Source organism: Campylobacter concisus (assembly GCF_003048575.1).
In the GTDB taxonomy this organism is placed as follows: domain Bacteria; phylum Campylobacterota; class Campylobacteria; order Campylobacterales; family Campylobacteraceae; genus Campylobacter_A; species Campylobacter_A concisus_U.
This window is the reverse complement of the sequence record NZ_PIRZ01000004.1, coordinates 65,443-90,978: the sequence shown is the minus strand read 5'-3', so window position 1 is coordinate 90,978 and position 25,536 is coordinate 65,443. Positions and strand designations below refer to the sequence as shown.

Here is a 25,536-nt window from a genome sequence, read left to right as displayed (position 1 = left end):
CCAAATTTCTTTTTTATTTTTCTCCTTTTTATCAATATAAATTTTTGGAACATCTTTTGCTTTTGAAAATATAAAAATTTAAAATGCAAAAAGGATAAGTCAATGATGAGATCACTTTGGTCTGGTGTTTCAGGCCTACAAGCCCACCAGATAGCCATGGACGTAGAAGGCAATAATATCGCAAACGTCAATACTTATGGTTATAAATACAACCGTGCAAATTTTGCTGATATACTAAGCCAAACTCCAAGAGTAGCTACCGCTCCACAAGGTCAGCTAGGCGGTCAAAATGCTATGCAAATAGGTCTAGGAACGACTATAAACTCAACTACAAGAATTTTCTCACAAGGTACACTAACATCTACTGATAAGCAAACAGACCTTGCACTTCAAGGAAATGGTTTCTTCGTCGTATCTCCAGATGGCGGAACAACAAGATACTATACAAGAAATGGTGACTTTGTCCGTGATAAAGCTGGAAATTTTGTAAACAATAGTGGTTATATCGTTCAAGGCTGGACAAGAGATGAAGAAACTGGCACTATTGACTCAACAGGTCCTATAAAAAATATCGTGATAAAAGAGGGTCTTACTACTCCAGCAAGAGCCACAACAGAAGTAAAGATAAAAGGCAACCTTGACTCAGGCAACACCATAGGACAAAGAAGCACTCCTATTTATTCACTAGACTCTGTTGCTGGCGGACGTGACTATAACAATGACGGAATTTTAAATGCAAATGAAGTCCACAACGAAAATGATACAAATAACGATGAGTTTTATACGAACTCAAGAAAAGAACAAAGCTTAACAGAGCGTGGTGTCGATCTTGGTGTTACATTTGATGAGCTTGGAAATGGCCTTGCTTTAAGAGATGGACAAGGTATCTGGGTAAGCTATGCAAATGCTAAAACCGAAAAATTTACAGTAGGAAGTGGATTGCCACAAAGTATCGGACAGATAAACCCAGCAGCAACACTTGATATCACAATCAATGGCACAAACATCAAATCTCAAGCTAACACAATAACAAGTATCAGTGATGTTGCAGCTGCGATCAACGCTCAATACAATAAAACTGGCGTTAGAGCTGAAATTTCAGAAGGCAATAAATTAACACTTATAAATAGAAACAACTCAGGCACTACTGAAGAGACAAAAAATATCCATTTAAAAGTAAATGGCGGAAATACGGTTACTGGTTTAGCTGATAAAGATATCATCACAGCTTATCAATATGTCTATACGAGTTCTCAAACAACAGCTGTTCATCCAAATAACGATAAAATCGCAAGACAAGTAACAACAACAGAAGATCTTCGTGCTGCTATGCAAGAAGATGCTAGAAACCACGTTGACTACAACGGCGATGGCCAAATAAACGCGAACTCAGATGCACTTGATGCGGCAAAACTAGCAACCGCAGCACATAGAATAGCACCTGGAACTGGTGGAGCAGCCATAACTAACACTGCATATCAAACAGCTTATAATACAGCATATGCCGCTGCTACTGGTACTCCAGATCAAAAGCACGCAGCTGGTATCGCAGCACTTCAAGCACTTGCAGGCGATGACACAAACGATGGCGTAAAGATCACTGTAAATAAACTAGGTCAATTTCAACTAGAAAACCCATCAAATGAAGTAGCAGATCATGCACTTTATATGACAACAACTGGTCTTACAAAGCCGGCTCAAGGTACAAACAACTCAGCTATAAATGAAAATGTTAGACTTACAACTATTATGAAAGCACTTGATGGCGCACTAAGCCCAGGCCAAGCTCTAAGAGCAAGTGGAAAGATGATGATGTCAAGCCACGGCTCAACGGCAGAAATTTTTGACTCACTTGGCTCAAAACACACAGTTAGTATCAAATGGACAAAGACAGGTACTACAACAGATGGCGGAACTGAGTGGAGCATGGTTATACAAGTACCAGAGCCAGCTAAGATAAACTACACAGGTGAAGGTCCAGATAACGTTATAACTGGAACAGCTAGATTTAACGCAAATGGCTCACTTGCAAGTTTTCACCCAGCAACGATAACATTTTCAGCTAACAACGGCTCACAAAGTGGCCAAAACATTAGTCTAAATTTTGGTCTTGGAACTGACTTTAACGGCTTAACAAGCTTTGATAAAGACTCATCAACTGAGTCAATCTCACAAGATGGCTACACAGGCGGCACATTAAACGGCATAAAAATAGATGAGACCGGAACGATAATAGGCTCATTTTCAAATGGTCAAAGCTTTGGCCTAGCTAAAGTAGCACTTGCTACCTTTACAAATAACGAAGGTCTTCAAAGTGAGGGCGGAAACGTATTTTCACAAACCGCAAACTCAGGTGAAGCAGTTATCGGTGCAGCTGGCACAGGCGATAAGGGAACGATCGCAGCTTCAAAACTTGAAGCTAGTAACGTCGATCTAAGCCGTGCGCTAACAGATCTTATCGTTATTCAAAGAGGTTTCCAAGCAAACTCAAAAACGATCACAACAAGTGATGAGATGCTAAATACACTTCTTCAATTAAAACAATAATAACTAATACTTTTACAAAAGGGAGCGTTTGTCTCCCTTTGAAATTTATGCTTTAAATTTACAAATAAAATCAGCCTTCTTTTTGTAAAATGCTAAAAAATTTTACAAAAGAGAAAAAATGCAAGTAACACTACTAAATCACACTCCACTAAATATCTGCTCTCACGCGATCCGCACATGCTGGCAAAGCTTTGAAAAAGGCGACAACGGTGGAGAAAAAGATGTTGAGCTAATAGATAGAGTAGGCAATAAATTTAAACACGCTTCAACGCTAGAGCACCTATATTATAACTTCTACATCCAAGGCATCTCTCGCGCACTACTTCAAGAGCTAGCCCGCCACCGCATAGCAAGTCTAAGCGTCAAATCAACTCGCTACACACTAAAAGAGCTAAAAAAAGAGGAAAAATTTGAAGTAGGGCAGTTTGAGCGTGCGGCTAAATTTATCGTGCTAACAAATGACGAGTTAGTCGATAATGCAAGCATAAAAGCGCTTGAAAATTTGCGCGAAATTTTAGCCTCAACCACAAAAAGCCTTGACATCGTCAAATACTGCTTGCCAGAGTGCTATAAAACTGAGCTTACATGGAGCATAAATGCTAGAAGCTTGCAAAATTTCATCTCTCTAAGAAGCTCAAAATCAGCCCTTTGGGAGATAAGAAATTTAGCAAATGCCATCTACGATGTCTTACCTGAAGAACATAAATTTATCTTTGAAAAATGCTTGCCAGATGATGAGCAAAACTAACATTTACGTTAGCGTGGTTTGTGATTTAGAAGTGATGAAATGTCAGTAAATTTACTTTTGTAAAATGTAAAGTAGCTCGTCTACGTAGATATTTCTAGCTTTTAAATTTCTGCTACCACGGTATGCGTTGTATTTTTTACGAAGAAGATGAACCTTGCCCATTTTGTTTAAATTTTTATCAAATTCATCTTGGTTGATAAAGCCTTCTGAGTTAAACGAAATTAGAATAAATTTCGCCTTTAAATTTTTTATCAACTCGAAAAATGACTCGCTTGCTGATGACTTTTTATTAAAAACTGATCTGTTCCAGTCCTTTGCGATACCAGAAATTTTTGAAATTTTACTTGGCTCAGTGTTGCTTGCGATGAGATTTAGCATGAAATAGTTTGAGCCGTATGGGTGCTGGTTATAAGGTGGATCAAGATAGACTAGATCAAGCCCATCAAGCTCTTTTGCGAGCAAATTTGCGTCCTTTTGATAGACCTCAAATGGTACATTAAAATTTGAAAAGATAGGCTTAGTCAAATTTATATCAGAAGTGATCCTTGAGATGGCATTTTGTCCTCGTCCACCAAACTGACCGATACCCTCTTTATTTTTATGAAACCCTTTAAAAATTCCACTTGTATTTGCATGTACGCTTGCATTATAAAGAAGTGGAGCTATGAAGAAATTTTTCATTTCAGCTGGCACTAACTCATCTATGAGCCTTCTTGCTGTGTCAATAAAAATGGCATTTTTTCTAGTATAAAAAACCCTCTCACCCTCGGTAATATTTTTATCATCTTGTGGGGCGTAAAGCCTTGTTATAAAGCCCTCAGAAAGGTTATTTTTTATCTCTTTTTCAAGCTTTTTTTGCCAGAAATTTATCTCATTTTTTAGCTCGTTTGTGGCGTTTTGCAAATAGCATGAGTTTGTGATGAAGCTGTAAAGCTCCAAGTCGTTTGCGACTAGAAATTCGCTATTTTGCTTTAAAAATCTAGCCACCACGCCACTTCCACTAAAGAGATCACAGCAGCTAAGCTTTTCTTTTTTAAGCTCGTCTTTTGCGTATTTTACGCCTAGATCTATAAAGCCTAAAAGAGAGCGTTTGTTACCAAGATAGGTTAAAATTTGCTCTTTTAGATAGGCTTGATTTTCTTGTTTTACTGGCTTCAAATTAGTGCTTTTTTAGTCCCATAGAATCAACGTTAAGCTTGATCTCTTCGTTATTTATGATGACTAAACCTTGGGCTAAAATTTTGTTTGCTATGGCGTGTGCCTCTTCAAGTGAGTGCATCTTGTAGGTGCCACATTGAAATTTATTTAGCTCTGGGATCTTATCTTGATCTTTGACTTCTAAGATATCTTTCATCGAAGCTAGCCATGCCTTTTTTACAGCTTCTTCGCTAGGTGTGCCGATCACACTCATATAAAAGCCAGTCCTGCAACCCATCGGTGAAATATCTATGATCTCCACGCCGTTGCCATTTATGTGGTTTCTCATAAAACCAGCAAATAGGTGCTCTAAAGTGTGAGTGCCTTTTTCTGGCAAAATTTCCTCATTTGGCTTGCAAAATCTCAAGTCAAAAACGCTGATATCATCGCCCTTTGGCGTTTTCATACTTTTTGCTAGTCTTACTCCTGGGGCTTGCATTTTTACATGATCTACACAAAAACTATCAAGTAATGGCATATCTTCTCCTTTAAATTTTTGGTAATTCTAGCGAAAAAAATGTTTAAAATTTTAAAGGCCCATGTAAATTTACACGAGCCTAATAATATTTGAGTATTTGTGGGTATTAAAATAATAAAAATTTTACTTACTATTATAAATTTCTCATATATTCCGTACTATAAATACCTTGAATACGTCTTTCCATGTCACTATACCAACTTTTTGGAAGAGTGGTGAGAGAGTTAAATTTCTCTAGTAAATTTAAATTTTTATTTGGAGCGCAAAAAAGTCTATTTACTTCTAAAATGCTCATATGAACTGGATCTTTTTCTATAACTTCTATCACGTCGCCTGCCTTGCACGATCCTGGTGTGATGACGCGGTAGTACCAGCCAGTTAAGCCGGTTTCAAAGATATGAGTAGCCATATTTTCATTGCCCCATCTTCTTGAGAGCTTAAAGCATGGCTTTCTAGGCTGCGAGACTTGAAGCACAAGCGAGCCCACCTTATGGATATCGCCCACATATACGCAGCTCTCATCAAGTCCATCAATGCATAAATTCTCTCCCATCGCACCATAAGCCATATTTTTTAATCCTAAAAAACTTTCCCAATCAGCGTAATTTGTAAACGAATTTGCAAATATAGCTTTTTCTGGGCCTCCATGGTGCTTTGTATCAGCGACGCTATCGCCCACAAAGCCAAGTTCATTTGCAAAAATTTCACCATTTTGAGATACTTTAAATATAGCTGAGCTCCAAGGTAAATTTAGCTTATCAGTCGCACTTTGCGAGCCATAATTTTTCACCTCGCCGATTAATAATGCTTTTACTATTGCCATCTTTTTCCTATCAAAATTTAGCTTATTCTTAAATTATTTGCATGAGTTAGCGCGATCGCAATCGCATCGGTGATATCAAGTGGTTTTATCTCTTTGTTTATACCTAAAATTTTCTTCACCATAAACGCCACTTGCTCTTTATCAGCTTTGGCCTTGCCAGTGACAGTTTTTTTTACCTGAAGCGGCGTATACTCGGCAAAATCACCATGAAGCTGTAAAATTTTAAGGCTAAGTGCTCCTCGAAACTGAGCGAGCTTTAAAACCGTTTTTGGGTTGTAAGCAAAAAATATATCTTCGATCGCAACCTCGTCAAATTTATGATTTTTAAAGATGAGATCAAGCCCCTCGCAAAGCTCGGTGATTTGATATTGAAGTGTGTTTGGTTTTATTTTTATGAGTCCTGCTTCAAGAAGAGTAGTTTTAAATTTATTTTTTTCAAGTATCGCGTAACCGCAATTCTTCGTACCTGGATCGATTCCTAAAATTTTCATCACTATCTTTTCAATACTTTTTCACGACTTTTTCACGATGTGAAAAAGTTTGTCAGAGTTTAACAAAGGTTTTATTAAAATTAAGATAGTATCACTATAAAAATTCTCGAAATTTAAGGCATAAAAATTTGATAGCAGACGAAATTTTAGAAAATCTTTCAACACAAATTTCACCTGAAGAATACCAAAGTTATATCAAACAATTAAAATTTAACGAAAAGGCTTCAGACGATCATATTATCGTATTTACTGCACCAAATGAGTTGATGGCTAAATTTATAAATACAAGATATGCTGATAAAATCGCTCATCTATATGAAGTTAGAACAGGCATAAAACCAAATATAGAAATTTCATCTACTAAAAGTAGCAAGGTATCAAAACAAAATCAAATAAATGTTAAGCAGATAAAAACACAAAGCAGCATTTTAAATCCAAGCTACACATTTGAAAATTTTGTCTGTGGAGCGTCAAATCAATACGCATTTTTAAGCGCAAAAGCAGCCGCTGAAAAACCTGGCGTACTTTATAATCCACTTTTTATATATGGCACGACGGGACTTGGCAAGACTCACTTACTCCAGTCAGTCGGAAATCACTGCCTAAATAAAGGAAAAACCGTTATTTGCGTAACTAGCGAACAATTTATGATAGATTTTACCAGTCACATAAATAACCACTCAATGCCAAAATTTCGTGAAAAATATAGAAACTGCGATGTTTTACTAATAGACGATGTGCAGTTTCTTGGTAAAACTGATAAAATCCAAGAGGAATTTTTCAACACATATAATGAACTTTTAGCAAAAAATGGTCAAATAGTTATGACTTCAGATCGACCTCCAAAGACACTAAAAGGCTTTGAAGATAGGATGATTTCAAGATTTGATAAGGCTTTTATGGCTGATATTACGCCGCCTGAACTTGATACAAAAATAGCCATCATCATCAAAAAATGTGAATTTGATAAAATCGATCTAAATAAAGAGGTCATAAACTACATAGCTACAAACATGGGAGATAATATCCGTGAGATCGAGGGAGCTATCATAAATTTAAACGTATTTAAAACTCTTATGAAAGAAGAGATCACACTTGATCTTGCAAAAAGTATATTAAAAGATTTGATCAAAGAAAAACGTGAAAATATAAATTTCGATACTATCGTTGAAATAGTTAGCAAAGAACTAAATATCAAACAAAGTGATATAAAAAGCAAATCAAGAGTTACAAATATCGTAGAAGCAAGACGAATCATCATATATCTTGCAAAGATGCTTACAACAAACTCAATGCCACAAATCGCAAACTATTTTGGTATGAAAGATCACAGTGCCGTTAGTCATAATATTAAAAAGATAAATGAGCTAATACAAACTAATGAAATTTTTAGTCTAAAAGTTACTGAATTAAAAAACAAAATTTTGACAAAAGGATAAAATACAATATGAAATTTGTGAATAAATGTGAAAAAGAAAATATAATCTTTCACATTTTAAATAGCTGTATTTCGATGTTTAAAAGTACTTTTCACTTTTTAACATCACCTACTAAAACAAAAAAATTAAATTTAAAAATAGAAGGAAGTTTTTAATGAAAGTTTTAATAAACAAAAATATGCTTGAAAGCATAGTAACAAATACAAATCCATATCTTGAAAAAAGAGATCTTAGTGCTATAACTTCTCATATTTATATCTCAGCAAAAGATGGAGTTTTAAATATAAAAGCAACTGATCATGAGATAGGACTAGCATATAAGCTAAGTAATGTAAAAATCGTTGATCAAGGTTATGCAACTGCAAATGGTAAAAAACTACTTGACATTATAAAAAGTCTAAAAGACGAAGAAGTTATGTTAGAAACTGTAAATAACTATCTTTATATAAAACAAAAAAACTCAAAATACAAACTTCCAATGTATAAATTTGAAGATTTTCCAGAATTTCCAACGATTGAGGGCAAATCAAAATTTGATGTTGATGCTGTTATGTTAGGAAGAAGTTTAAAGAAAATTTTACCAAGTATTGATAGTAATAACCCAAAATTTGAACTAAACGGAGCTTTTCTTGATATTAAAAAAGACTTTATAAATATCGTTGGTACTGATACAAGAAGGCTTAGTGTATTTAGATTTCAAACACCAACTGAAAAAGAATTTTCACTAATAATCCCTAAAAAAGCTATCAATGAAATACAAAAACTATTTTTTGACAAGATAGAAATTTACTATGATGAAAATATCTTAATCGCTCAAAGTCAAAATTTTGAATTTTTCACAAAACTTATAAATGGTAAATTCCCAGATTACGAGCGTGTAATACCAAAAGAGGTAAGAAAAAGACTTCAGCTAAGTAGAGATAAGATGATAGAGGGTATAAAAACTATCTCAATGCTAAGTGATACAATGAAAATAACTTTTTCAAAAGACAATATAACATTTGAAAGTGTTATAGAAGATAACTCTGAAGCAAAAACTATGATTGATTATCAAACTGGCTTAGAAGATGAATTCTTTATAGGCATAAAAAATAGATACTTGCTTGATTTCTTAACTAGTATCGAAGATGAAAATTTTGAGCTTGGATTTAATGAAAGCTCGTTGGCATTTGTTGTAAGTTCAAAGGAACTAACAACAGTGATAATGCCAATAAATTTATAAAATAAGGTCTAGGTTATGGAAAATAATTACGGCGCAGAAAATATTAAAGTACTAAAAGGACTTGAGGCAGTTAGAAAACGCCCAGGCATGTATATAGGTGATACTAACATAAGCGGTCTTCACCACATGATCTATGAAGTAGTTGATAACTCTATCGACGAAGCGATGGCAGGATACTGCGATACGATAGATGTTGAGCTTACACGTGAGGGCTCAGCGATCATTAGCGATAATGGCCGTGGTATCCCAGTAGATATGCACCCAACTGAGAAAATTTCAGCTGCGACTGTTGTTTTAACTGTTCTTCACGCTGGTGGTAAATTTGACAAGGATACTTATAAAGTCTCAGGCGGTCTTCACGGCGTTGGTGTATCTGTCGTAAATGCACTTTCTAAAAAGCTAGTCGTAAATATCAAACGTGATGGAAAACTTCACAGACAAGAATTTGCAAAAGGTATTCCTCAAAGCGATCTTGAAGTTATAAAAACTACAAACCGCACAGGTACGCAAGTTGAGTTTTGGCCAGATGATAGCATATTTGAAGTGACTGAATTTGACGATGAAATTTTAGTTAAGAGATTTCGCGAGCTAGCATATCTAAACCCAAAGATAACTATAAATTTTAAAGATCAAAGAAATGGCAGAAGCGAGAGCTTTCATTTTGAGGGCGGGTTAGAGAGCTTTGTAACTGATATGAATAAGGCAAATGCTGTTAGTAAAGCAGTATCATTTAGCGGCGGCGAAGATGATGTTATGGTTGATTTTGCCCTTCTTTACAACGACACTTATAGTGAAAATTTACTAAGCTTTGTAAATAACATCAAAACTCCAGATGGTGGTACGCACGAGGCAGGCTTTAGAGCGGGCCTTACAAGAGTCATCACAAACTATGTTCAAGCAAACGCTGCTGCACGTGAAAAAGATACAAAGATAACTGGCGAAGATATCCGCGAGGGACTTATTGCTGTTGTGAGCGTAAAAGTGCCAGAGCCTCAGTTTGAGGGACAAACAAAGGGTAAACTAGGCTCAAGCTACGTAAAACCTATCGTTCAAAAGATGGTTTTTGACGTGCTTACAAAGTATTTTGAAGAAAACCCTATCGAAGCAAGAGCGATAATGGATAAAGCTCTAATGGCAGCTCGTGGTAGAGAAGCCGCTAAAAAAGCTAGGGATTTAACTCGCAAAAAAGAGAGTATGAGTGTAGGTACGCTCCCTGGCAAACTAGCTGACTGCCAGAGCAAAGACCCAGTAATTAGCGAGCTATACCTAGTGGAGGGCGACTCTGCGGGCGGTTCAGCAAAGCAGGGGCGTGATAGGGTTTTTCAAGCGATATTGCCGCTTAAGGGTAAAATTCTAAACGTTGAAAAGGCAAGACTAGATAAAATTTTAAAGTCTGATGAGATAAAAAATATGATAACAGCGCTAGGCTGCGGTATCGGAGATGAATTTGACGCTGAGAAGCTTAGATATCATAAGATCATCATCATGACCGATGCCGACGTCGATGGTAGTCACATCCAGACACTGCTTTTAACTTTCTTCTTTAGATTTTTAAATAAAGTTGTAGAAAACGGCCACATCTACCTAGCTCAGCCACCACTTTATCGCTATAAAAAAGGCAAGAAAGAAATTTATCTAAAAGATGAAAAGGCATTAAATGAATTTCTTATCGAAACTGGTATCGAAGGCGTTGATATAGAGGGTATCGGTAGTACGGATTTGATTGACTTTTTAAAGATCGTTGCAGCTTATAGAAGCGTCTTAAAAGAGCTTGAAAAACGCTTTAACGTCCTTTCAGCGATCCGCTATATGATAGAAAATCCAGACATCGTCTCAAAAAGCTACAATGAAATTTTTGAAATTTTAAAGAATTTCTTAAAAGCTGAGGGTCACAATATCCTAAACCACTATGTTAGCGAAGATGAGATTAGAATTTATGTGCAAACTGAAAGTGGCCTAGAAGAGCTTGTGGTAAATGAAAATTTATTCACAAACCCACTTTATGAAGAGGCACTTTACATTAGCCAAAAGATAAAAGAGCGCGGCTTAGACTTGCATAGTGACGTTATAGATGTGCTTGATGAAGTAGAGAAAAATGCGAAAAAAGGTGCATATATCCAGCGCTATAAAGGTCTTGGTGAGATGAACCCTGAGCAGCTTTGGGAGACAACTATGAACCCTGAAAATAGAAGACTTTTAAAGATTGATATAAACGACGCTATAAGTGCTTCTGACACGTTTAATCTCTTCATGGGCGATGAGGTCGAACCAAGGAGAAATTACATCCAAGACCACGCAAAAGACGTTAAACACTTAGATATATAAAAGGTGATCAAATTTAAATTTGACCTAATTAGCAAAAAATAAAGGATAAAGAATGAGCGAAGAGCTAGAGATAGAGATGAAATACGGCGAGAAAATTTTGAAAGAATTTGACGTGGAGAGTGACCTTGAGGTCTGGGAAAATAAGCAAACAAGGGACTATGTCATAAAGATCACTCTGCCTGAATTTTGTTGCCTTTGCCCTCGCTCTGGTTATCCTGACTTTGCGACGATATATCTTGAGTATATACCAAACAAGCTTGTTGTTGAGCTAAAAGCGATAAAGCTTTATATAAATAGCTTTATGAACCGCAACATCAGCCACGAAGATAGTATAAATGAAATTTACTCTGTTTTAGAGAAAAAACTTGAGCCTAAATTTATGAAGATAGTTGGTGACTTTAACCCACGTGGAAATGTCCATACAGTTATCGAGATCAGCTCTGATCTAGTGGTGAAAAAGCCAGTTGAGGAGAAAGAATTTACTCCAAGAACTAGAGAGAGAAGTAGCTTTGGTGATAAGCCACGTGAAAGACGTAGTACGAGTGATCGTGGCAGTAGCAGGGGCAGCAGTAGAGCTGGTGGCAGCAGAGGTGGCAGAGATGATAAATTTCAAAAAGATGACAAACCAAGAAGAAGCTCAAACAAAGAGGGCTTTAGAAAGATAAGCTACGCAGATGATAAGAAGCCAAAAGTAGTCAAAAAGGATAAATAATGATAAGTGCTAAGCTTATAGAACATATCTTTAAAGCAGCATCTATATCACGTTGGAACGACTATCCAAAGATGGCAAATTTAGTTGAGCTTGACAAGCAGGCTCATAAATTTATCATCGCTTATTTCATTGCAAAACAAGAGCAAGACGCCGATATGAACTATATCATTGAGGCTGGAATTTTTGAGTTTTTAAGTAGGGTTGTAGTCACAGACATACGACCAGATGTCTTTCATCACATACAAAAGACAAAAAAAGAACAGATAAATAGCTGGGTCTTAAGCAACCTAGAGGGGCTGATTTCAGAAATCGAAGATGGCAAATTTTTAGAGAGATTTAAAAACCACTTTAAAAATGATAAAACTCACGAAAAAGAGCGCCTTATACTAAAAGCAGCGAGCTATCTTGCCACGAGGTGGGAATTTTCTATCGTCTATCAAACGAGCCAATTTTTAAGCGATATCGACGAGCTTAAGGCGAAGGTTGAAGAGGAGATGGAGGATTATTATGAGCTAATTGGTGTTAGAAAGATCGCTATGAATCAAAAATTAGCCCGCTTAGTTGATCTAAGCGGTAGGCTAAGGTTTCAAAAGCGCTGGGCGCAAACGCCTCGCATCCCTGAAACTGCGGTCTTAGGACATATGCTAGTAGTTGCGATACTTAGCTATTTTTATTCGCTAAAAGCAAAAGCTTGCAAAAAACGCCTAGAAAATAACTTCTTTTGCGCACTATTTCACGACCTACCAGAGAGCCTCACACGCGACATCATTAGCCCTGTAAAGTACGGCGTAAAGGGGCTAAATGAGATCATCAGCGAGTATGAGATGAGGCTTATCGATGAGAGGATTTTGCCATTTGTGCCTGAAAAGATCAAAGATGAGTTTAGCTACATCCTTGGCATCAGAAAAGATGGCGAGAAATTTATAAAAGATGAGTTTGAAAATAGAACATATGAGTGCAAGATCATCTGCCATGAAGGTACAATGGAAAATGTAAATGAGGATAAATTTAACCCAATAGACGGCAAAGCGCTAAAATACTGCGACAAGCTCTCAGCTTACATAGAAGCCGGAATTTCTATAAGCTACGGCGTCAAGTCAAAAGAGCTAACTGATGGCTTTAATAATATGTATAAATTTTTTAGTGAAAAACCTAAGATTGACGGAGTAGATTTTTTAGAAATTTGCGATGATTTTAATGAGCATTTTGGTTTAGAAAGACCCCCTCTCAGATAACTGCGGCACACACTTAATATAAGTGCTCTGCTGTGTTCCCACCCTGAAGCGGTGCTCATAAAAAGCATTGCACAGGTCTAAGAAGGAGCTTCGCAATCATACAGAAACTATACTTAAATTTTGTTTTATAGTTACATTTTTAAAAATTTAGCTTTAAGAGTATATAATCTCACATAAATTTCACGAAAAGTAGGGCAATGCCAGGAAAAATCAAACTTCGTTTTTTATCGGCTTTTAGGGATTTTTTCATTTATCACCACAAGTCTTTAGAGTTTCGTGCAAAAATTTTTGCTGCTATGATTTCAGCTAAATTTGACCCAGACGAAGATGATTTTTACGTTTTAAACGACATCGTAAGTGAAATTTATGAAAATGACCAAACAAGAAAAGACTTTTTGATCCAAACTGTTAAAGAGTATGTAGTAAGAGTTAAAAGAAACGATAGAATCACACTTGATGCACTACTTTTAAGCATTGATAAAGACCTAAAAGATCACAAAAGATACGCCAAAAAAATAGATTTTTCTCATCTTCGTCGCTTGATGAGTGGCTGTGAGGAAGAAATTTTAGTGCAACAAAGAGTTTATGAGTTTTTAATAAACGAAGTTAAACTCTATTCTTAAAATTATCATTCATTTTAAATTTTTAATCATCAACTAGCATAAAAATTATTTCTTCATCTGAATAGCAGTCTGAATCATCTCGTCGCTTGTTGTGATACTTTTTGCACTAGCCTCATAAGCCTTTTGCGTAACGATAACCTCACTTAGCGCTTGACCAAGATCGACATTACTCATTTCAAGTTTATTTGCAAGAATTTGTGAGCCATAAATGGTCTCACCAGCTTTATTTTTATAAAAAAATGCTTCACCTGAATTTGGAGTTGCTTCATAGAGATTGTCACCCACTTTTGATACGCCTTGCTCATTTTGGAAGTGATATAGAGCTATTTTTGCAACTATAAATGAGCGAGAATTGTCAAAATTTGCCATAATATTTCCACGATCATCGACGCTATATTTTGAGAGATTTCCTTCGGCGTAGCCATCTGCTTTTATGACAAAGTCTTTTTTTGAATTAGCCGAGCTTGTTATGCCATTATAGACATTTGCATCCCCATCGCCAAGAAAATTTAAAGCCACGTTTCCAACGCTTGTTAATGTATTTGTAACAAGCCTGCCGCTACCATCAAAAGTAAGTGTTCCCATAGCTGTATTTTGTACAACACCATTAGCATCAGTTATCGTAGCTGTAGCATTCCATGTAGTTTGGTTGCCACCTTGAGGGATTTGCTTTGTAAAATTTATAGTTACTAAGCTCTTTGTACCATCACTGTTATATATCTCTGAACTTAGTTTTTCTTTGTTGGCCACTTCAACTAGTGACGTAATTTCAGCCTTTACATCTAAATTAGCAAAATCCATAAATTTTAGGCTTTTATTGTTTATATGCCAGCTGCCATCGCTCTCTAGTGTGGTTGAAAACTCACTAAATTTACCATCGCCGTCTTTTACTTTTACCACTACGCTATCGCCTGCTTTTGCACCAAAGTTTGTCTGGCTTAGTGGGATTTGTCCATTTAGCGAGATAGTTTTATTTGTATTATCAAGCGTATAATTAAAATTTGCCGCATCAATGGCTGTTGTTTGTCTATTTGTTATTAGACTTGAGTTTAGATTGCCTTTAAAATCTATATTTTTTGTTTGCTTGGCTGGCATAAATAAAAAATGAGGTAAATTTATGCCTTTTTGTGAGCCAGTATCGCCTAGTTTTAGATCCTCTTCTTTTGCAGTAAATGCCTGCGTGGTACCTTTTGTTTGACCATATTTTCTAAGAGCATTAGCACTTGGGGTGACTGGAGTAAAACTTGTTAATGTACCAAGAAGCAGGTTACCTTTATTGTCTACTAAATTTCCAGCCGCGTCTATATCAAAGCTACCTGTTCTTGTATAGTAGTTTTTGCCGTTTTTATCAACGACACCAAAAAAGCCTTTACCGCCTATGGCTAGGTCAAAGTTATTATCGGTATTTTGAAAACTACCATTTGTCATCTTTAAAGCTGTTGTTTGTTTTGTAGCTCCAAGACCTACTTGATTGTTAGTTGGACCACTTCCAGCAGAAGCCATATGTTGATTGATTAAATTTTTAAACTCAGGGATTGAAGCTTTAAAACCTACGTTGTTGATATTTGAAATATTATTTGCCCAAACATCCATGCCAAAGCTTTGTGTTTTAATGCCACTAATTCCGTTGTAAAAACCTCTCATCATGGCTTTTATCCTTCGTAAAATTCAGATATTTTATCCATTGGGACATATTCGCCTGCGATTTTTATCATGGCTTTGCCATCTACAAATTTTACTGCTTCGACTGGATAGCTACCTACTTGAGTCTTGTATGAATTACCATCTTTTCCAGTGTAATTAACAGATACTGTATATGCGCCGTTTGGTAATTGTTTTCCAGAATCATCTTTGCCATCCCAAGATATTCTGCGAACTCCTGATTTTAGATCTTTTATATCGATTGAACGAACGACCTCTCCATTTGCATTTTTAATTTCAAGCTTACCATTTGCAAGATCTGATTTAAAATAAAGTGCAAAATTTACAGTTTTTTGCTCATCTGTTAGTAAAACTGAGTTTGAACCAGTTGAGACCATTTTGCCAAGAGCTGATATAGCGTAGGCATTTGCATTTGATTTTAATTGATTTACAAGCTCTTTCATAGCTGAGTTTGTATTTTGTTGCATCTCTAGTGATGCTAGTTGGCTAGTTTGTGTGAGCATCTTTTCAGTATCCATAGGACTTGTTGGGTCTTGATACTGAAGCTCTGTTAAAAGTAACTTCATAAATGCATCTTTATCTAGCTGTGCATTTGGATTAGTTCCTGTACCAGCTGCCGCATCTTGCTTTGCTTTTGCCTTTTTCTCGGCATTTTTTTGTTGTGTTGTTTGTGTAGTTATATCTGAAACTGAAGCCATGATCTCTCCTAAATATATCTTGGTATTACTAGCTCAAGTAAGCTTTGTTCCGCTTGAGTGTTTTCGCTCTCATCGCTTTGATTTGAACTGTATTTATTCTTTGCTTGTTCTTTTTTATCTTGTCTTTGATTTTGATCTGAGAAATTCATCTCAAGCTCGGTAAATCCCATATTTACAAGGCTATTTTTAAACTCGGCTTGATTTTGTAAAAATAAATTCATAGTAGCCGTGGTTGAGTTAAAATTTACATGTAAGTTATTGCCACGATTTACCATCGTGATCTCAACCTCGCCTAAATTTAGTGGATTAAGCGTTATGTTAAAACGAGTGATCGGAGCTTTGTAATTTTGCACCTGCTCTTTTAGCGTAGAAGAGAAGTTACTAAGCGTCTCTTTTATCTCAGCCTTTGTTTGAAGCTGGTGTTTAGCACTACTAGCGATATCTTTTACCATTTGATTTAGTTCTGATTTATTATCGCTATTAAATGTCTCTTTGCTCTCTAAATTCTCATTTTTTTGTTGTTCTCTTTCAGGGAAGAGTAGTGACTCGAGAGTTGGAGTTTTTTGCGCCTTTTGCTCTTGTAAATTTACCTTTACTTTTGGCTCTTTTGGCTGCTCCTCTGGCTCAACATCCACTATCTCATCATCAAGCTTTACTTCGCTATCTAGCTTTTTAGGCTCTTCTTTTACTAAATTTTTAACTTCATTAGTTGGATTTACCACTACCTCTTTTAACAAAGTATCAAGCTTTACGACCTCTTTTGGCTCATTTTTAATGATGGTTTGCTCGACCTCATTTTTTAGCTCTTTTAGGTAAAAAGGCTTCTCTTCGGTCTTTATCGGTGTGAAAAATTCTTTCTTGCCTAAATTTTTAAACATCTCATTTAGTTTTGGCACATCTTCGTTTGAAATTTCTATATTTTCAAGGCCGAGGTCAAATTTCTTAGCAAGGTCGATAAGATCGCTAACGCTTTTAACATTGCTAAGCTCTTCAACGTTTTCAGGCACACTTAAAAAATTCGCTATTTTGTCGCTGAAATTTGGAAATTTACTTACTTTTTCATTGCCGTTTAGAATTTCTAAAACTTGCAAAAGCTGCATGAAATTTGCATTTTCATAAAGCTCATTTTTTGTGTTTTCGTCCAAATTTTCTTCAAGTGCGGTTGAAATTTTTGCCGCGCTTTCGCTTTGTGCTTTTTGCAGTGTCTCTTTTTGAGTGGTAACCGTTTTTACTATCTCTTTGACATCTTTTTCAGTGATTTTTTGGCCGCTATTTGCCTTGCTCGCAGCTGCATCTAAAACCATCGACAAAAATTCGCCGTTGTTTTGAGATTTTTTAGAAACAGACGGTTTTTTATTCCCAGCAGGAGCCAGCAAATCTACGTTGTTTTTCGCTGTATAAGCTTGCATTTAAACCTTTCAAATTTTTAAACTTAATGCCAAACATGCAAAATCTATTCCAAAAATTAATTTCTTGATATCAGCTTAAAATTTATAAAAATTTGGCTATAATCTGCCCCTATTTTAAAACTGACAAACGAAAAATAGCAAACTAATAAACGGAGAAAAATTTGGAAAAGATACGAAATATAGCCGTTATCGCACACGTCGACCACGGTAAAACAACAATGGTTGATGAGCTTTTGAAACAGTCAGGAACATTTAACGAGCATCAAAACCTTGGCGAGCGTGTAATGGATAGTAACGACATCGAAAGAGAGCGTGGCATCACGATTCTTTCTAAAAACACCGCCATTCGTTACAAAGATACAAAGATCAACATCATTGACACCCCAGGCCACGCCGACTTTGGTGGTGAGGTTGAGCGTGTTCTTAAGATGGTTGATGGCGTTTTACTACTTGTTGATGCGCAAGAGGGCGTTATGCCACAAACTAAATTCGTCGTCAAAAAGGCACTCTCACTAGGGCTTCGTCCAATCGTCGTTGTAAATAAGATAGATAAACCAGCAGGTGATCCAGACCGCGTTATAAATGAAATTTTTGACCTTTTTGTCGCACTTGACGCAAATGACGAGCAGCTAGAATTTCCAGTCGTTTATGCCGCTGCTAAAAATGGCTACGCAAAGCTAAAACTAAGCGATGAAAACAAAGATATGCAGCCACTTTTTGAGACTATCTTGGCTCATGTGCCAGCTCCAAGCGGTAGTGATGAAAACCCACTTCAGCTTCAAGTTTTCACGCTTGATTATGATAATTACGTCGGTAAGATCGGTATTGCGAGAATTTTTAACGGCAAGATATCTAAAAACCAAAATGTCATGCTTGCAAAGGCTGATGGCACAAAGACAACTGGTAGAATTTCAAAGTTAATTGGTTTTATGGGTCTTGAAAGAACCGATATTAACGAAGCTGGTACTGGCGACATCGTAGCGATCGCTGGCTTTGATGCGCTTGACGTTGGTGATAGCGTTGTTGATCCAAACAACCCTCATCCACTAGATCCTCTCCACATCGAAGAACCAACACTTAGCGTTGTATTTTCTGTAAATGACGGCCCACTAGCAGGCACTGAAGGCAAACACGTCACATCAAACAAGATCGATGAGCGCCTTGCAAACGAGATGAAGACAAATATCGCGATGAAATACGAAAACATCGGCGAGGGCAAATTTAAAGTAAGTGGCCGTGGTGAGCTTCAGATTACTATTTTGGCTGAAAATATGCGCCGAGAGGGTTATGAGTTTTTACTTGGCAGACCTGAGGTCATCGTAAAAGAGATAAACGGCGTAAAATGCGAGCCATATGAGCTTTTGGTAATCGATGCACCTGATGATACGACAGGCACAGTCATAGAAAAACTAGGCAAAAGAAAGGCTGAAATGGTCTCTATGAACCCAACAGGCGATGGCCAAACAAGGATCGAGTTTGAGATTCCAGCGCGCGGACTTATCGGCTTTAGAAGTCAGTTTTTAACTGACACAAAGGGCGAGGGCGTTATGAACCACAGCTTTTTGGAGTTTAGACCACTTAGCGGTACCGTCGAGCATAGAACAAATGGTGCTTTAGTTTCGATGGAAAACGGCGTAACGCTTGCTTATTCGCTATTTAACTTGCAAGATCGTGGTGTGCTTTTCCTTGATCCGCAAGCAAAAGTCTATGTGGGTATGATCATCGGCGAGCACAGCCGTCCAAACGACCTTGACGTAAATCCTATCAAGGGCAAAAACCTAACAAACGTGCGTGCAAGCGGTAGCGACGATGCGATCAAGCTAGTGCCACCTAGAAAGCTAAGCCTTGAGCGCGCGCTAGAGTGGATAGAAGATGACGAGCTAGTCGAGGTTACGCCTATAAATATCCGCGTTCGCAAGCGCTATTTAGACCCAACAGAGCGTAAAAGAAAAGCAAAACTTTAATCAAATTTTATCATTTTAGCCCCTTTGTAAAGGGGCTAATAATTGAACTCTAAAAATAGCAAATAAATTTCTATAAATTTCTCATATTTTTTTGCATTATTTATTTAAGTTGGCTTTGTTTAAGACGATTAAAATTTATCAATCTTAAAACTATTTATGCTTTAAAATACCATACTTACTTTTCTATTTTTACTTTTAATATAATCAATACAAAAATGCTTAGTTTATGCTAGAATCGGCGAAAATTTAAAGGAAACCGATGAAAAAACTAAAATTTATCTTAGCTCTTGCCGCGGCGTTTATTTTTAGCGGTTGCTATGAGACGACCTTGCTCACGCGCATGCCGATCTCGGCGCTTGTTTTGGACAAGAGCGCGGACGTGAAATCCACGATCGTGCTAACTGGCATAACGCCGCAGACGCACGAAACGAAGACGGTAACGGACAACGTTCGCATTTTCGTCCCGGACGCTAAATTTAAGGATTTTCCGACGGGAGAAACCGCCTACGAGATGAGCGTTAGCGCCGGCAAGGGCGAAAAGGGCGGCAAAAACTCGGACAAGCGCGCCGTGCGGATATATCTAAGCCCAGACGGTGGCGTCTACGGCAAGCTTAGCAAAAACATGCTCGAGCAGTATGCGGGCGCGGCAAAACAGGGCGAAGCGCCGACGCTAAAAGCGGCGATCAAATTTGAAAACGACACGAAGGACGTCTATGAGCTGGTCGTGGGCAACGACTTTAAGGCTAGCGACGAGGTGCAGACGGGCGGCGTTTATACCTTGATGCCCGGGCAGGTTACGGGCGCTATTTGGGCGGATAGTGCGGCGATGCGCGAGGCGCTTGCCGGCAAGGCGGTCAAAATCGGCACTCTAAAAAAGACGGCGAAATGAAAAACGTAAAAATAGGCTTCATCGGCGGCGGAAATATGGGCGGCGCGATGATAGAGGCGCTTTGGCGCGCGCAACCCGACGGGGCAAGCTCGGCCGAGGACGAGCAAAAATTAGGCGGCAGCGAGATGCAAAGGGCGGAAAATTTAGCGCAAACGGATAAAAACGCGAGTCAGCGCGAATATGAAAAAGAGGCGAAATTTGAAATCATAGCCTGTGCTAGAAGCAAAAACGAAGCCTTGCGGCAAAGATTTGGCATAAAAATAGCCGCGAACGAAACGGATCTAGCGCGCGAAGCGGATGCGGTCGTGCTGGCTACTAAACCCGCTAGCTACGAGGCTATCTTGCGCCTGATCGCGCCCGAGCTTGCGGGCAAAATTTTGCTTCTTTTGGCGCCGGGTTTTGACATAAAGCGCGCTAGGCAAATCGCTGGCGAGGGCGTTTATATCGCTCGCGCGATGCCAAACGTCGCAGCTAGCATCGGAGCGTCGGCCACGGCTCTTTGCTTTGATGCGGGTTTTAGCGATGAAGCGCGCAAGACCGTGCGCGAGATAATCGCTAAAATCGGTAAAATTTACGAGATAGACGAGACCGGTTTTGCCGCATTTACGGGCGTCGCGGGAAGCCTGCCCGCGTATGCGTGCGCCTTTATCGAGGCTGCGGCCGATGCCGGCGTGCGGGGCGGACTGCCTAGACAGCTTTGCTACGACGCCGTTGCGGCAGCCGTAGAAGGGACGGCGCGTCTGATCCAAAGCGGCAAGCACCCGGCCGCGCTAAAAGACGAGGTCTGCTCGCCCGCGGGAACCACAATCGAGGGACTTGCCGCGCTTGAAAAGGGCGGATTTCGCGGCGCCTTGATGGATGCCGTCGCCGCTTGCATCGCCAAAGCGCGGGGTTAGGTAAATTTAAAGGATAAAAATGAAAAATTTATTGTTTGCGCTATTTGCGGCGATAAATTTATTCGCTAGCGAGCCTGGTCTTTCGCCATTGCTAGCCGCAGATACGCTAGAAAAGCTCAAAAAATGCAAAAATCCCGACCTAAACGCCACCAAAGAGTGCGTGCAAGCAGGCATGGTAGCGGCTAACTTAAAGCAAGACTACGGCGCGGCGGAGGGGCTATTTAGCCTAGCTTGCGCCAAAGGAGACGGCGAGGGCTGCTTTTACCTTGGCGAACTTTATAAAAATAATCTAGCAAAAGCTGCGGACAAGAGCGAGCGCGAGACCAAGATTAGCGCGTATTACAAGGCTAGCTGCGTCCTTTACGAGTATTTGCCGGGTTGCTTGGCGCTGGCAAATTTTATGCAAGAAGAGCTGGGCGACGAGGTGCAGTCGTTTGCGATAAACAATACCCTATGTAACAAAAAATACGCTCCCGGATGCTACAACGTGGGCTGGATGATAGAGCGAACGGGAGGCGATATAGGCGAGATGATGGAGTATTACGAGCGCTCGTGTAAGCTAGGCTACGTAGGCGGCTGTGCGCGAGCGGCGTGGCTGTACGAGGGAAATTTCAACGAAAACAGATACGAGCAAGTAAAAAAAGACGCGAAAAAGGCAAGGCAAATGCGAAAAAAGGCGTGCGAGCTAGGCGATAAGCAAAGCTGTTAAATTGATAATAAGGCGTTTTGATAAAAAATTTTAAAACGATAAAACTCTAGAAAGTCTTAACATAGCTAGCAATGTAGAGTAGTAACTTTTAGTATGTTTTTGAATTCTGTAAGAAGTTTACTAATTTATGTTTTTAAGTTTATAAAAGCTTTGCCATACTTTTTTATAGTAGCTAGTGAAGTAAGGTTAAATTTTTACTTCACTAGATCCATAATTAAAATTTTTACAGAGCTTGTAAGCTAGAAAAATTTTACTTATACCTTCAGCAATTAAGCCATCCAATAAAACTCATTGATAAATTTTCTGCCAAATCTTATTTTTAATAAAAATGAATATTAACTTTCTTAAATAAAGCTAAATATAACAATGTAATTTTAAGCCATTAGGTTATAAGATTTTTTTAAATTTTATTTTTAAGGATTGCAACATGAAAATGCTATTTTTAGCCCCTGTCTTAGCATGTAGTCTTGCTTTTAGTGCCGATGTCATCGCAAAAGATGCCAATATAACGCTAGATGGCAAGATGATAGGAAAGATCGAGGTTTTAACACCAGTTGAAGTCGTCGAAAAAGGTGATAAAACGAGTAAGATCAAGGTTAGTGGCGTCGTATCGGCAAACTACTTAGCCCAGCTTCAAAGAAGCGTAGAAGATCCTGAAGTTTTTGTAGCTTTTAATGACGAGAGTGAGGCAAATTTCAAAAAAGTAAAAGACCTTGAAGACGACTACGGCGAGGTTTGGTACCAAGCAGAGGGTGTTTACGAAGTGCCAAATGACGCACTTGGTGGCGACACAAAAAAGCTTTACGTAAAAGCACAACAAATTTATGAAGAGACCTGCTCTGCGTGTCATAGACTTCATGAGCCAAATAGCTTTACAGCGGCTCAGTGGCCAGCAAATTTAGCTGGAATGGTCGATGCGAAATTTGTAGCACTAGATGAAACTGACCTAAATTTAGTGCTCAAATACTTACAACACAATGCCAAAAAAGTAAAATAAATTTTCATAAGGGAGAAAATATGAAAAGACGAGATTTCATAAAATTTTCTGCACTTGCAGCCACTGCAGCGCAGGCAAACAAGATAGAGGGCGTGACAAAAACTATTTTTGACCAAAACAAAACTTTTGGAGCAAATAGATTTGGTCTATTTTGGGCAAATACCAACTCAAATCAAATCGTCTCCGTTGATCCATTTGAGGGCGATAAATTTCCAAATACAATGAATAATAGCTTGCCAGATCTCATCCAAAATGAAAGTCGCGTACTCTATCCGTACGTAAGAAAAAGCTACTTAAAGGCAAAAGGCGCAGCAAAAAGTGAGCTTCGTGGCAAAGAAGAATTTGTACGTGTTAGCTGGGATACAGCACTTGACCTTGCTGCAAGAGCCTTAAAAGAAAATTTTGACAAATATGGCCCTGAGAGCATCTACGGCGAGTGCTACTGGTGGGGCGGTAGTGGTAAGATCAGCTGGGGCAGAACTGTTGGTCACAGGATGCTAAAAGTGCTTGGCGGATACGTCGAAGAGAGCGGCGACTACTCAACTGGAGCTGGCCTTGTCATCATGCCTCATGTTCTTGGAAATAGTGCGGTTTATGACGCTCCTACAAAATGGGAAGCTATGGTTAAAAATGCTAAAAACATTGTATTTTGGGGTACTGATCCGCTTGTAACTGGTCAAATTTCATGGCAGCCACCAACACACGATGGCTATCTTGGCATCAAAAAGATAAAAGAGGCAGGCATAAAAACTTATAGCGTTTGCGTCTTTAAAAACGACACCACAAGATACCTTGGCTCTGAAGCTATCATCGTTCGTCCAAACACTGACGTAGCAATGATGCTTGGCATGTGCCACTACCTATATGAAAACAAGCTTTATGATGAGGAATTTATAAAAAAATACACAGTTGGTTTTAATAAATTTAAAGACTATCTGCTTGGTACAACCGACAAAGTGGTAAAAGATATCAACTGGGCTAGTAAAATTTGCGGTGTAAAAGCTGAAGATATCGCTAAATTTGCAACAGTGCTTGCAAAAGAGCCAAGCACTATTATCGCTGGCAGATCTCTTCAAAGACAAGATCACGGCGAGATGGGCTTTTGGGGTATCGTAACTCTTAGTGCGATGCTTGGCCACATCGGTAAAGAGGGTCTTGGATTTGAGTTTAACCTCTACTACGGAAACGGCAGCACTGATAAGATAGCACCTGCTCTAAAAGGTATCAGCACTAGGATAAGCGAGAAATATGAAAACGTAGATGGTGCTCCATGGAAGAAATTTAAAAACGTAACCATCCCATCTTCAAGATCAATCGAAGCTTTGCAAAATCCTGGCAAAGAGATAGATTATGATGGCTCTAAGATCAAACTTCCACACATGAGAGTGGCTTACATGGCGTCTGGATCGATGTTTACAAGGCATCAGGACGTAAATAATGCCGTAAAAGCATGGCGTAAATTTGATACTGTTATCACAGCTGAGCCATTTTGGACAAGTACAGCTAAATTAAGTGATATCGTCTTACCAGTGGCACTAGAAGTCGAGAGAAATGACATCAACCAAAGTGTCCCATCAAGCGAATACATCGTGGCATACAAACCAGTAGTTGAGCCAATGGGCGAAAGTAGAAGCGACTACTGGATATGCTCACAAATTTGCAAACGCTGGGGTAGAGAAGAGGTCTTTACTGAGGGTAAAGATGAGCTTGGCTGGGCAAAAGAATTTTACGCAGATGCGGTGGAACAAGCCAAAGCACTAGATCTTAAAATGCCAAGCTTTGATGAGTTTTGGAAAGAGGGCTATGTCAAATTTGACAAAGACAATGAAGAGACAAAATACTACACAAGGCTTAGTGCATTTAGAGAAAATCCACACAAAAATCGCCTTGGCACGCCATCAGGCAAGATAGAGATATACTCTCCAACTATTGCTAAATTTGGCTACAAAGACTTTGCTCCACACTTTGCTTGGATCGAGCCGTTTGAGTGGCTTGGCAGTGAAAAAGCTAAGAAATATCCATTTAGCATCACAACCCCACACTCAAGATACCGCTTGCACTCTCAGCTAAATAACTCAATAATCAGAAACTACGCTGAAGTGAGCGCAAGAGAGCCAATGTTAATAAACATAAATGACGCTAAGAAAAAAGGCATCGCAACTGGTGATGTGGTGAGAGTTTTTAACGATAGAGGTGAAATTTTAGTAGGAGCGCTTGTCACTGACATCATCCCAGAGCATGTTATCGCTATTTGCGAAGGTGCATGGTATGACCCTGAAGTGCTTGGTGAAAGAAGCCTTTGCAAGCACGGTTGCATAAATGTCCTTACTCGTGACAAAGGCACATCTAGCATCGCTCAAAGTAACTGCGGACATACGATACTAGCTGATCTTGAAAAATATAAAGGCGAGATCAAGCCGATCACCGCATTTTCTAAACCAAAAATTTTACAATCTTTGTAGAATTTATATA

The 25,536-nt window shown here is 38.5% G+C and carries 21 protein-coding genes and 1 other RNA gene; 14 read left to right on the top strand and 8 right to left on the bottom strand.

Going from position 1 to position 25,536, the window contains the following annotated elements; all coding sequences use genetic code 11:
• Positions 1-102: 102 nt before the first annotated feature.
• Both flgE and thyX read left to right on the top strand, forming a co-directional pair.
• Positions 103-2,547, top strand: coding sequence for a flagellar hook protein FlgE (gene flgE / locus CVS84_RS05860; RefSeq protein ID WP_107691551.1), 2,445 nt, complete (start codon positions 103-105; stop codon positions 2,545-2,547).
• Positions 2,548-2,665: 118 nt separating this feature from the next.
• Positions 2,666-3,295 carry an FAD-dependent thymidylate synthase gene (gene thyX / locus CVS84_RS05855; protein ID WP_107691550.1) on the top strand — a complete coding sequence of 210 codons (630 nt, stop codon included), beginning with the start codon at positions 2,666-2,668 and terminating at the stop codon, positions 3,293-3,295.
• 51 nt (positions 3,296-3,346) lie between these two features.
• On the opposite strand, the gene CVS84_RS05850 is transcribed toward thyX, so the two are convergent.
• From CVS84_RS05850 to ruvC, 4 genes are all read right to left on the bottom strand, one after another.
• On the bottom strand, positions 3,347-4,453 hold the full coding sequence (locus CVS84_RS05850) for a DNA adenine methylase (protein WP_107691549.1): 1,107 nt from the start codon (positions 4,451-4,453) through the stop codon (positions 3,347-3,349).
• Between the two features lies 1 nt (position 4,454).
• A complete protein-coding gene (gene luxS, locus CVS84_RS05845; protein ID WP_107691548.1) occupies positions 4,455-4,970 on the bottom strand; it encodes an S-ribosylhomocysteine lyase in 516 nt (171 codons plus the stop codon).
• A gap of 133 nt (positions 4,971-5,103) precedes the next feature.
• Complete coding sequence (locus CVS84_RS05840; RefSeq protein ID WP_107691547.1) at positions 5,104-5,793, bottom strand: MOSC domain-containing protein; 690 nt, start codon at positions 5,791-5,793, stop codon at positions 5,104-5,106.
• A 17-nt stretch (positions 5,794-5,810) separates the two neighbouring features.
• Positions 5,811-6,290, bottom strand: a complete 480-nt coding sequence (gene ruvC / locus CVS84_RS05835; protein ID WP_178140253.1) for a crossover junction endodeoxyribonuclease RuvC — start codon at positions 6,288-6,290, stop codon at positions 5,811-5,813.
• A gap of 122 nt (positions 6,291-6,412) precedes the next feature.
• Here ruvC and dnaA point away from each other — a divergent pair, with 122 nt between their 5' ends.
• The 5 genes from dnaA to CVS84_RS05810 all read left to right on the top strand — a co-directional run bounded on the left by dnaA (position 6,413) and on the right by CVS84_RS05810 (position 13,217).
• Positions 6,413-7,723 carry a chromosomal replication initiator protein DnaA gene (gene dnaA, locus CVS84_RS05830; RefSeq protein WP_054195855.1) on the top strand — a complete coding sequence of 437 codons (1,311 nt, stop codon included), beginning with the start codon at positions 6,413-6,415 and terminating at the stop codon, positions 7,721-7,723.
• 154 nt (positions 7,724-7,877) lie between these two features.
• Positions 7,878-8,945, top strand: coding sequence for a DNA polymerase III subunit beta (dnaN, locus tag CVS84_RS05825; protein ID WP_107691546.1), 1,068 nt, complete (start codon positions 7,878-7,880; stop codon positions 8,943-8,945).
• A 15-nt stretch (positions 8,946-8,960) separates the two neighbouring features.
• Positions 8,961-11,270 (top strand): DNA topoisomerase (ATP-hydrolyzing) subunit B, encoded by a 2,310-nt coding sequence (gene gyrB, locus CVS84_RS05820; RefSeq protein ID WP_107691545.1) that lies wholly within the window; start codon positions 8,961-8,963, stop codon positions 11,268-11,270.
• A gap of 52 nt (positions 11,271-11,322) precedes the next feature.
• On the top strand, positions 11,323-11,982 hold the full coding sequence (queF, locus tag CVS84_RS05815; protein WP_234411909.1) for a preQ(1) synthase: 660 nt from the start codon (positions 11,323-11,325) through the stop codon (positions 11,980-11,982).
• On the top strand, positions 11,982-13,217 hold the full coding sequence (locus tag CVS84_RS05810; protein WP_107691544.1) for an HD domain-containing protein: 1,236 nt from the start codon (positions 11,982-11,984) through the stop codon (positions 13,215-13,217). The genes queF and CVS84_RS05810 overlap by 1 nt, the downstream gene beginning before the upstream one ends.
• Here the strand turns inward: CVS84_RS05810 and ffs are convergent.
• Positions 13,204-13,301: signal recognition particle sRNA small type (gene ffs, locus CVS84_RS05805), an RNA gene on the bottom strand. The genes CVS84_RS05810 and ffs overlap by 14 nt on opposite strands.
• A 113-nt stretch (positions 13,302-13,414) precedes the next feature.
• Here ffs and CVS84_RS05800 point away from each other — a divergent pair.
• Positions 13,415-13,840 carry a hypothetical protein gene (locus CVS84_RS05800; protein ID WP_107691543.1) on the top strand — a complete coding sequence of 142 codons (426 nt, stop codon included), beginning with the start codon at positions 13,415-13,417 and terminating at the stop codon, positions 13,838-13,840.
• A gap of 45 nt (positions 13,841-13,885) precedes the next feature.
• On the opposite strand, the gene CVS84_RS05795 is transcribed toward CVS84_RS05800, so the two are convergent.
• From CVS84_RS05795 to CVS84_RS05785, 3 genes are read right to left on the bottom strand one after another with little or no spacing between them, the layout of a single operon-like run.
• Complete coding sequence (locus CVS84_RS05795; protein ID WP_199906116.1) at positions 13,886-15,487, bottom strand: flagellar hook protein FlgE; 1,602 nt, start codon at positions 15,485-15,487, stop codon at positions 13,886-13,888.
• Between the two features lie 5 nt (positions 15,488-15,492).
• On the bottom strand, positions 15,493-16,200 hold the full coding sequence (locus CVS84_RS05790; protein ID WP_021090228.1) for a flagellar basal body rod modification protein: 708 nt from the start codon (positions 16,198-16,200) through the stop codon (positions 15,493-15,495).
• A gap of 8 nt (positions 16,201-16,208) precedes the next feature.
• Entirely contained in the window at positions 16,209-17,609 is a 1,401-nt protein-coding gene (locus CVS84_RS05785) for a flagellar hook-length control protein FliK (RefSeq protein WP_107691542.1), read from the bottom strand.
• 161 nt (positions 17,610-17,770) lie between these two features.
• Between CVS84_RS05785 and typA the strand changes: the two genes are divergently transcribed.
• From typA to CVS84_RS05755, 6 genes are all read left to right on the top strand, one after another.
• A complete protein-coding gene (gene typA, locus CVS84_RS05780) occupies positions 17,771-19,573 on the top strand; it encodes a translational GTPase TypA (RefSeq protein WP_072595308.1) in 1,803 nt (600 codons plus the stop codon).
• 259 nt (positions 19,574-19,832) lie between these two features.
• Positions 19,833-20,462 (top strand): hypothetical protein, encoded by a 630-nt coding sequence (locus CVS84_RS05775; protein ID WP_107691541.1) that lies wholly within the window; start codon positions 19,833-19,835, stop codon positions 20,460-20,462.
• Positions 20,459-21,358 (top strand): pyrroline-5-carboxylate reductase, encoded by a 900-nt coding sequence (gene proC, locus CVS84_RS05770; RefSeq protein ID WP_107691540.1) that lies wholly within the window; start codon positions 20,459-20,461, stop codon positions 21,356-21,358. The genes CVS84_RS05775 and proC overlap by 4 nt, the downstream gene beginning before the upstream one ends.
• Positions 21,359-21,377: 19 nt before the next feature.
• A complete protein-coding gene (locus CVS84_RS05765) occupies positions 21,378-22,067 on the top strand; it encodes a tetratricopeptide repeat protein (protein WP_107691539.1) in 690 nt (229 codons plus the stop codon).
• A 427-nt stretch (positions 22,068-22,494) separates the two neighbouring features.
• The gene (locus CVS84_RS05760; protein WP_103576662.1) at positions 22,495-23,064 is read left to right on the top strand and encodes a hypothetical protein; all 570 of its coding nucleotides are present in this window, start codon (positions 22,495-22,497) and stop codon (positions 23,062-23,064) included.
• Between the two features lie 20 nt (positions 23,065-23,084).
• A complete protein-coding gene (locus CVS84_RS05755; protein WP_107691538.1) occupies positions 23,085-25,526 on the top strand; it encodes a molybdopterin-dependent oxidoreductase in 2,442 nt (813 codons plus the stop codon).
• Positions 25,527-25,536 lie beyond the last annotated feature (10 nt).

What these genes read in the sequence shown, in the direction of transcription:
- flgE (WP_107691551.1), top strand. Translation starts at nt 103, where the DNA reads ATGATGAGATCACTTTGGTCTGGTGTTTCAGGCCTACAAGCCCACCAG.
- thyX (WP_107691550.1), top strand. Translation starts at nt 2,666, where the DNA reads ATGCAAGTAACACTACTAAATCACACTCCACTAAATATCTGCTCTCAC.
- luxS (WP_107691548.1), bottom strand. Translation starts at nt 4,970, where the DNA reads ATGCCATTACTTGATAGTTTTTGTGTAGATCATGTAAAAATGCAAGCC.
- CVS84_RS05840 (WP_107691547.1), bottom strand. Translation starts at nt 5,793, where the DNA reads ATGGCAATAGTAAAAGCATTATTAATCGGCGAGGTGAAAAATTATGGC.
- dnaN (WP_107691546.1), top strand. Translation starts at nt 7,878, where the DNA reads ATGAAAGTTTTAATAAACAAAAATATGCTTGAAAGCATAGTAACAAAT.
- gyrB (WP_107691545.1), top strand. Translation starts at nt 8,961, where the DNA reads ATGGAAAATAATTACGGCGCAGAAAATATTAAAGTACTAAAAGGACTT.
- queF (WP_234411909.1), top strand. Translation starts at nt 11,323, where the DNA reads ATGAGCGAAGAGCTAGAGATAGAGATGAAATACGGCGAGAAAATTTTG.
- CVS84_RS05810 (WP_107691544.1), top strand. Translation starts at nt 11,982, where the DNA reads ATGATAAGTGCTAAGCTTATAGAACATATCTTTAAAGCAGCATCTATA.
- CVS84_RS05800 (WP_107691543.1), top strand. Translation starts at nt 13,415, where the DNA reads ATGCCAGGAAAAATCAAACTTCGTTTTTTATCGGCTTTTAGGGATTTT.
- CVS84_RS05795 (WP_199906116.1), bottom strand. Translation starts at nt 15,487, where the DNA reads ATGATGAGAGGTTTTTACAACGGAATTAGTGGCATTAAAACACAAAGC.
- CVS84_RS05790 (WP_021090228.1), bottom strand. Translation starts at nt 16,200, where the DNA reads ATGGCTTCAGTTTCAGATATAACTACACAAACAACACAACAAAAAAAT.
- CVS84_RS05785 (WP_107691542.1), bottom strand. Translation starts at nt 17,609, where the DNA reads ATGCAAGCTTATACAGCGAAAAACAACGTAGATTTGCTGGCTCCTGCT.
- CVS84_RS05775 (WP_107691541.1), top strand. Translation starts at nt 19,833, where the DNA reads ATGAAAAAACTAAAATTTATCTTAGCTCTTGCCGCGGCGTTTATTTTT.
- proC (WP_107691540.1), top strand. Translation starts at nt 20,459, where the DNA reads ATGAAAAACGTAAAAATAGGCTTCATCGGCGGCGGAAATATGGGCGGC.
- CVS84_RS05765 (WP_107691539.1), top strand. Translation starts at nt 21,378, where the DNA reads ATGAAAAATTTATTGTTTGCGCTATTTGCGGCGATAAATTTATTCGCT.
- CVS84_RS05760 (WP_103576662.1), top strand. Translation starts at nt 22,495, where the DNA reads ATGAAAATGCTATTTTTAGCCCCTGTCTTAGCATGTAGTCTTGCTTTT.
- CVS84_RS05755 (WP_107691538.1), top strand. Translation starts at nt 23,085, where the DNA reads ATGAAAAGACGAGATTTCATAAAATTTTCTGCACTTGCAGCCACTGCA.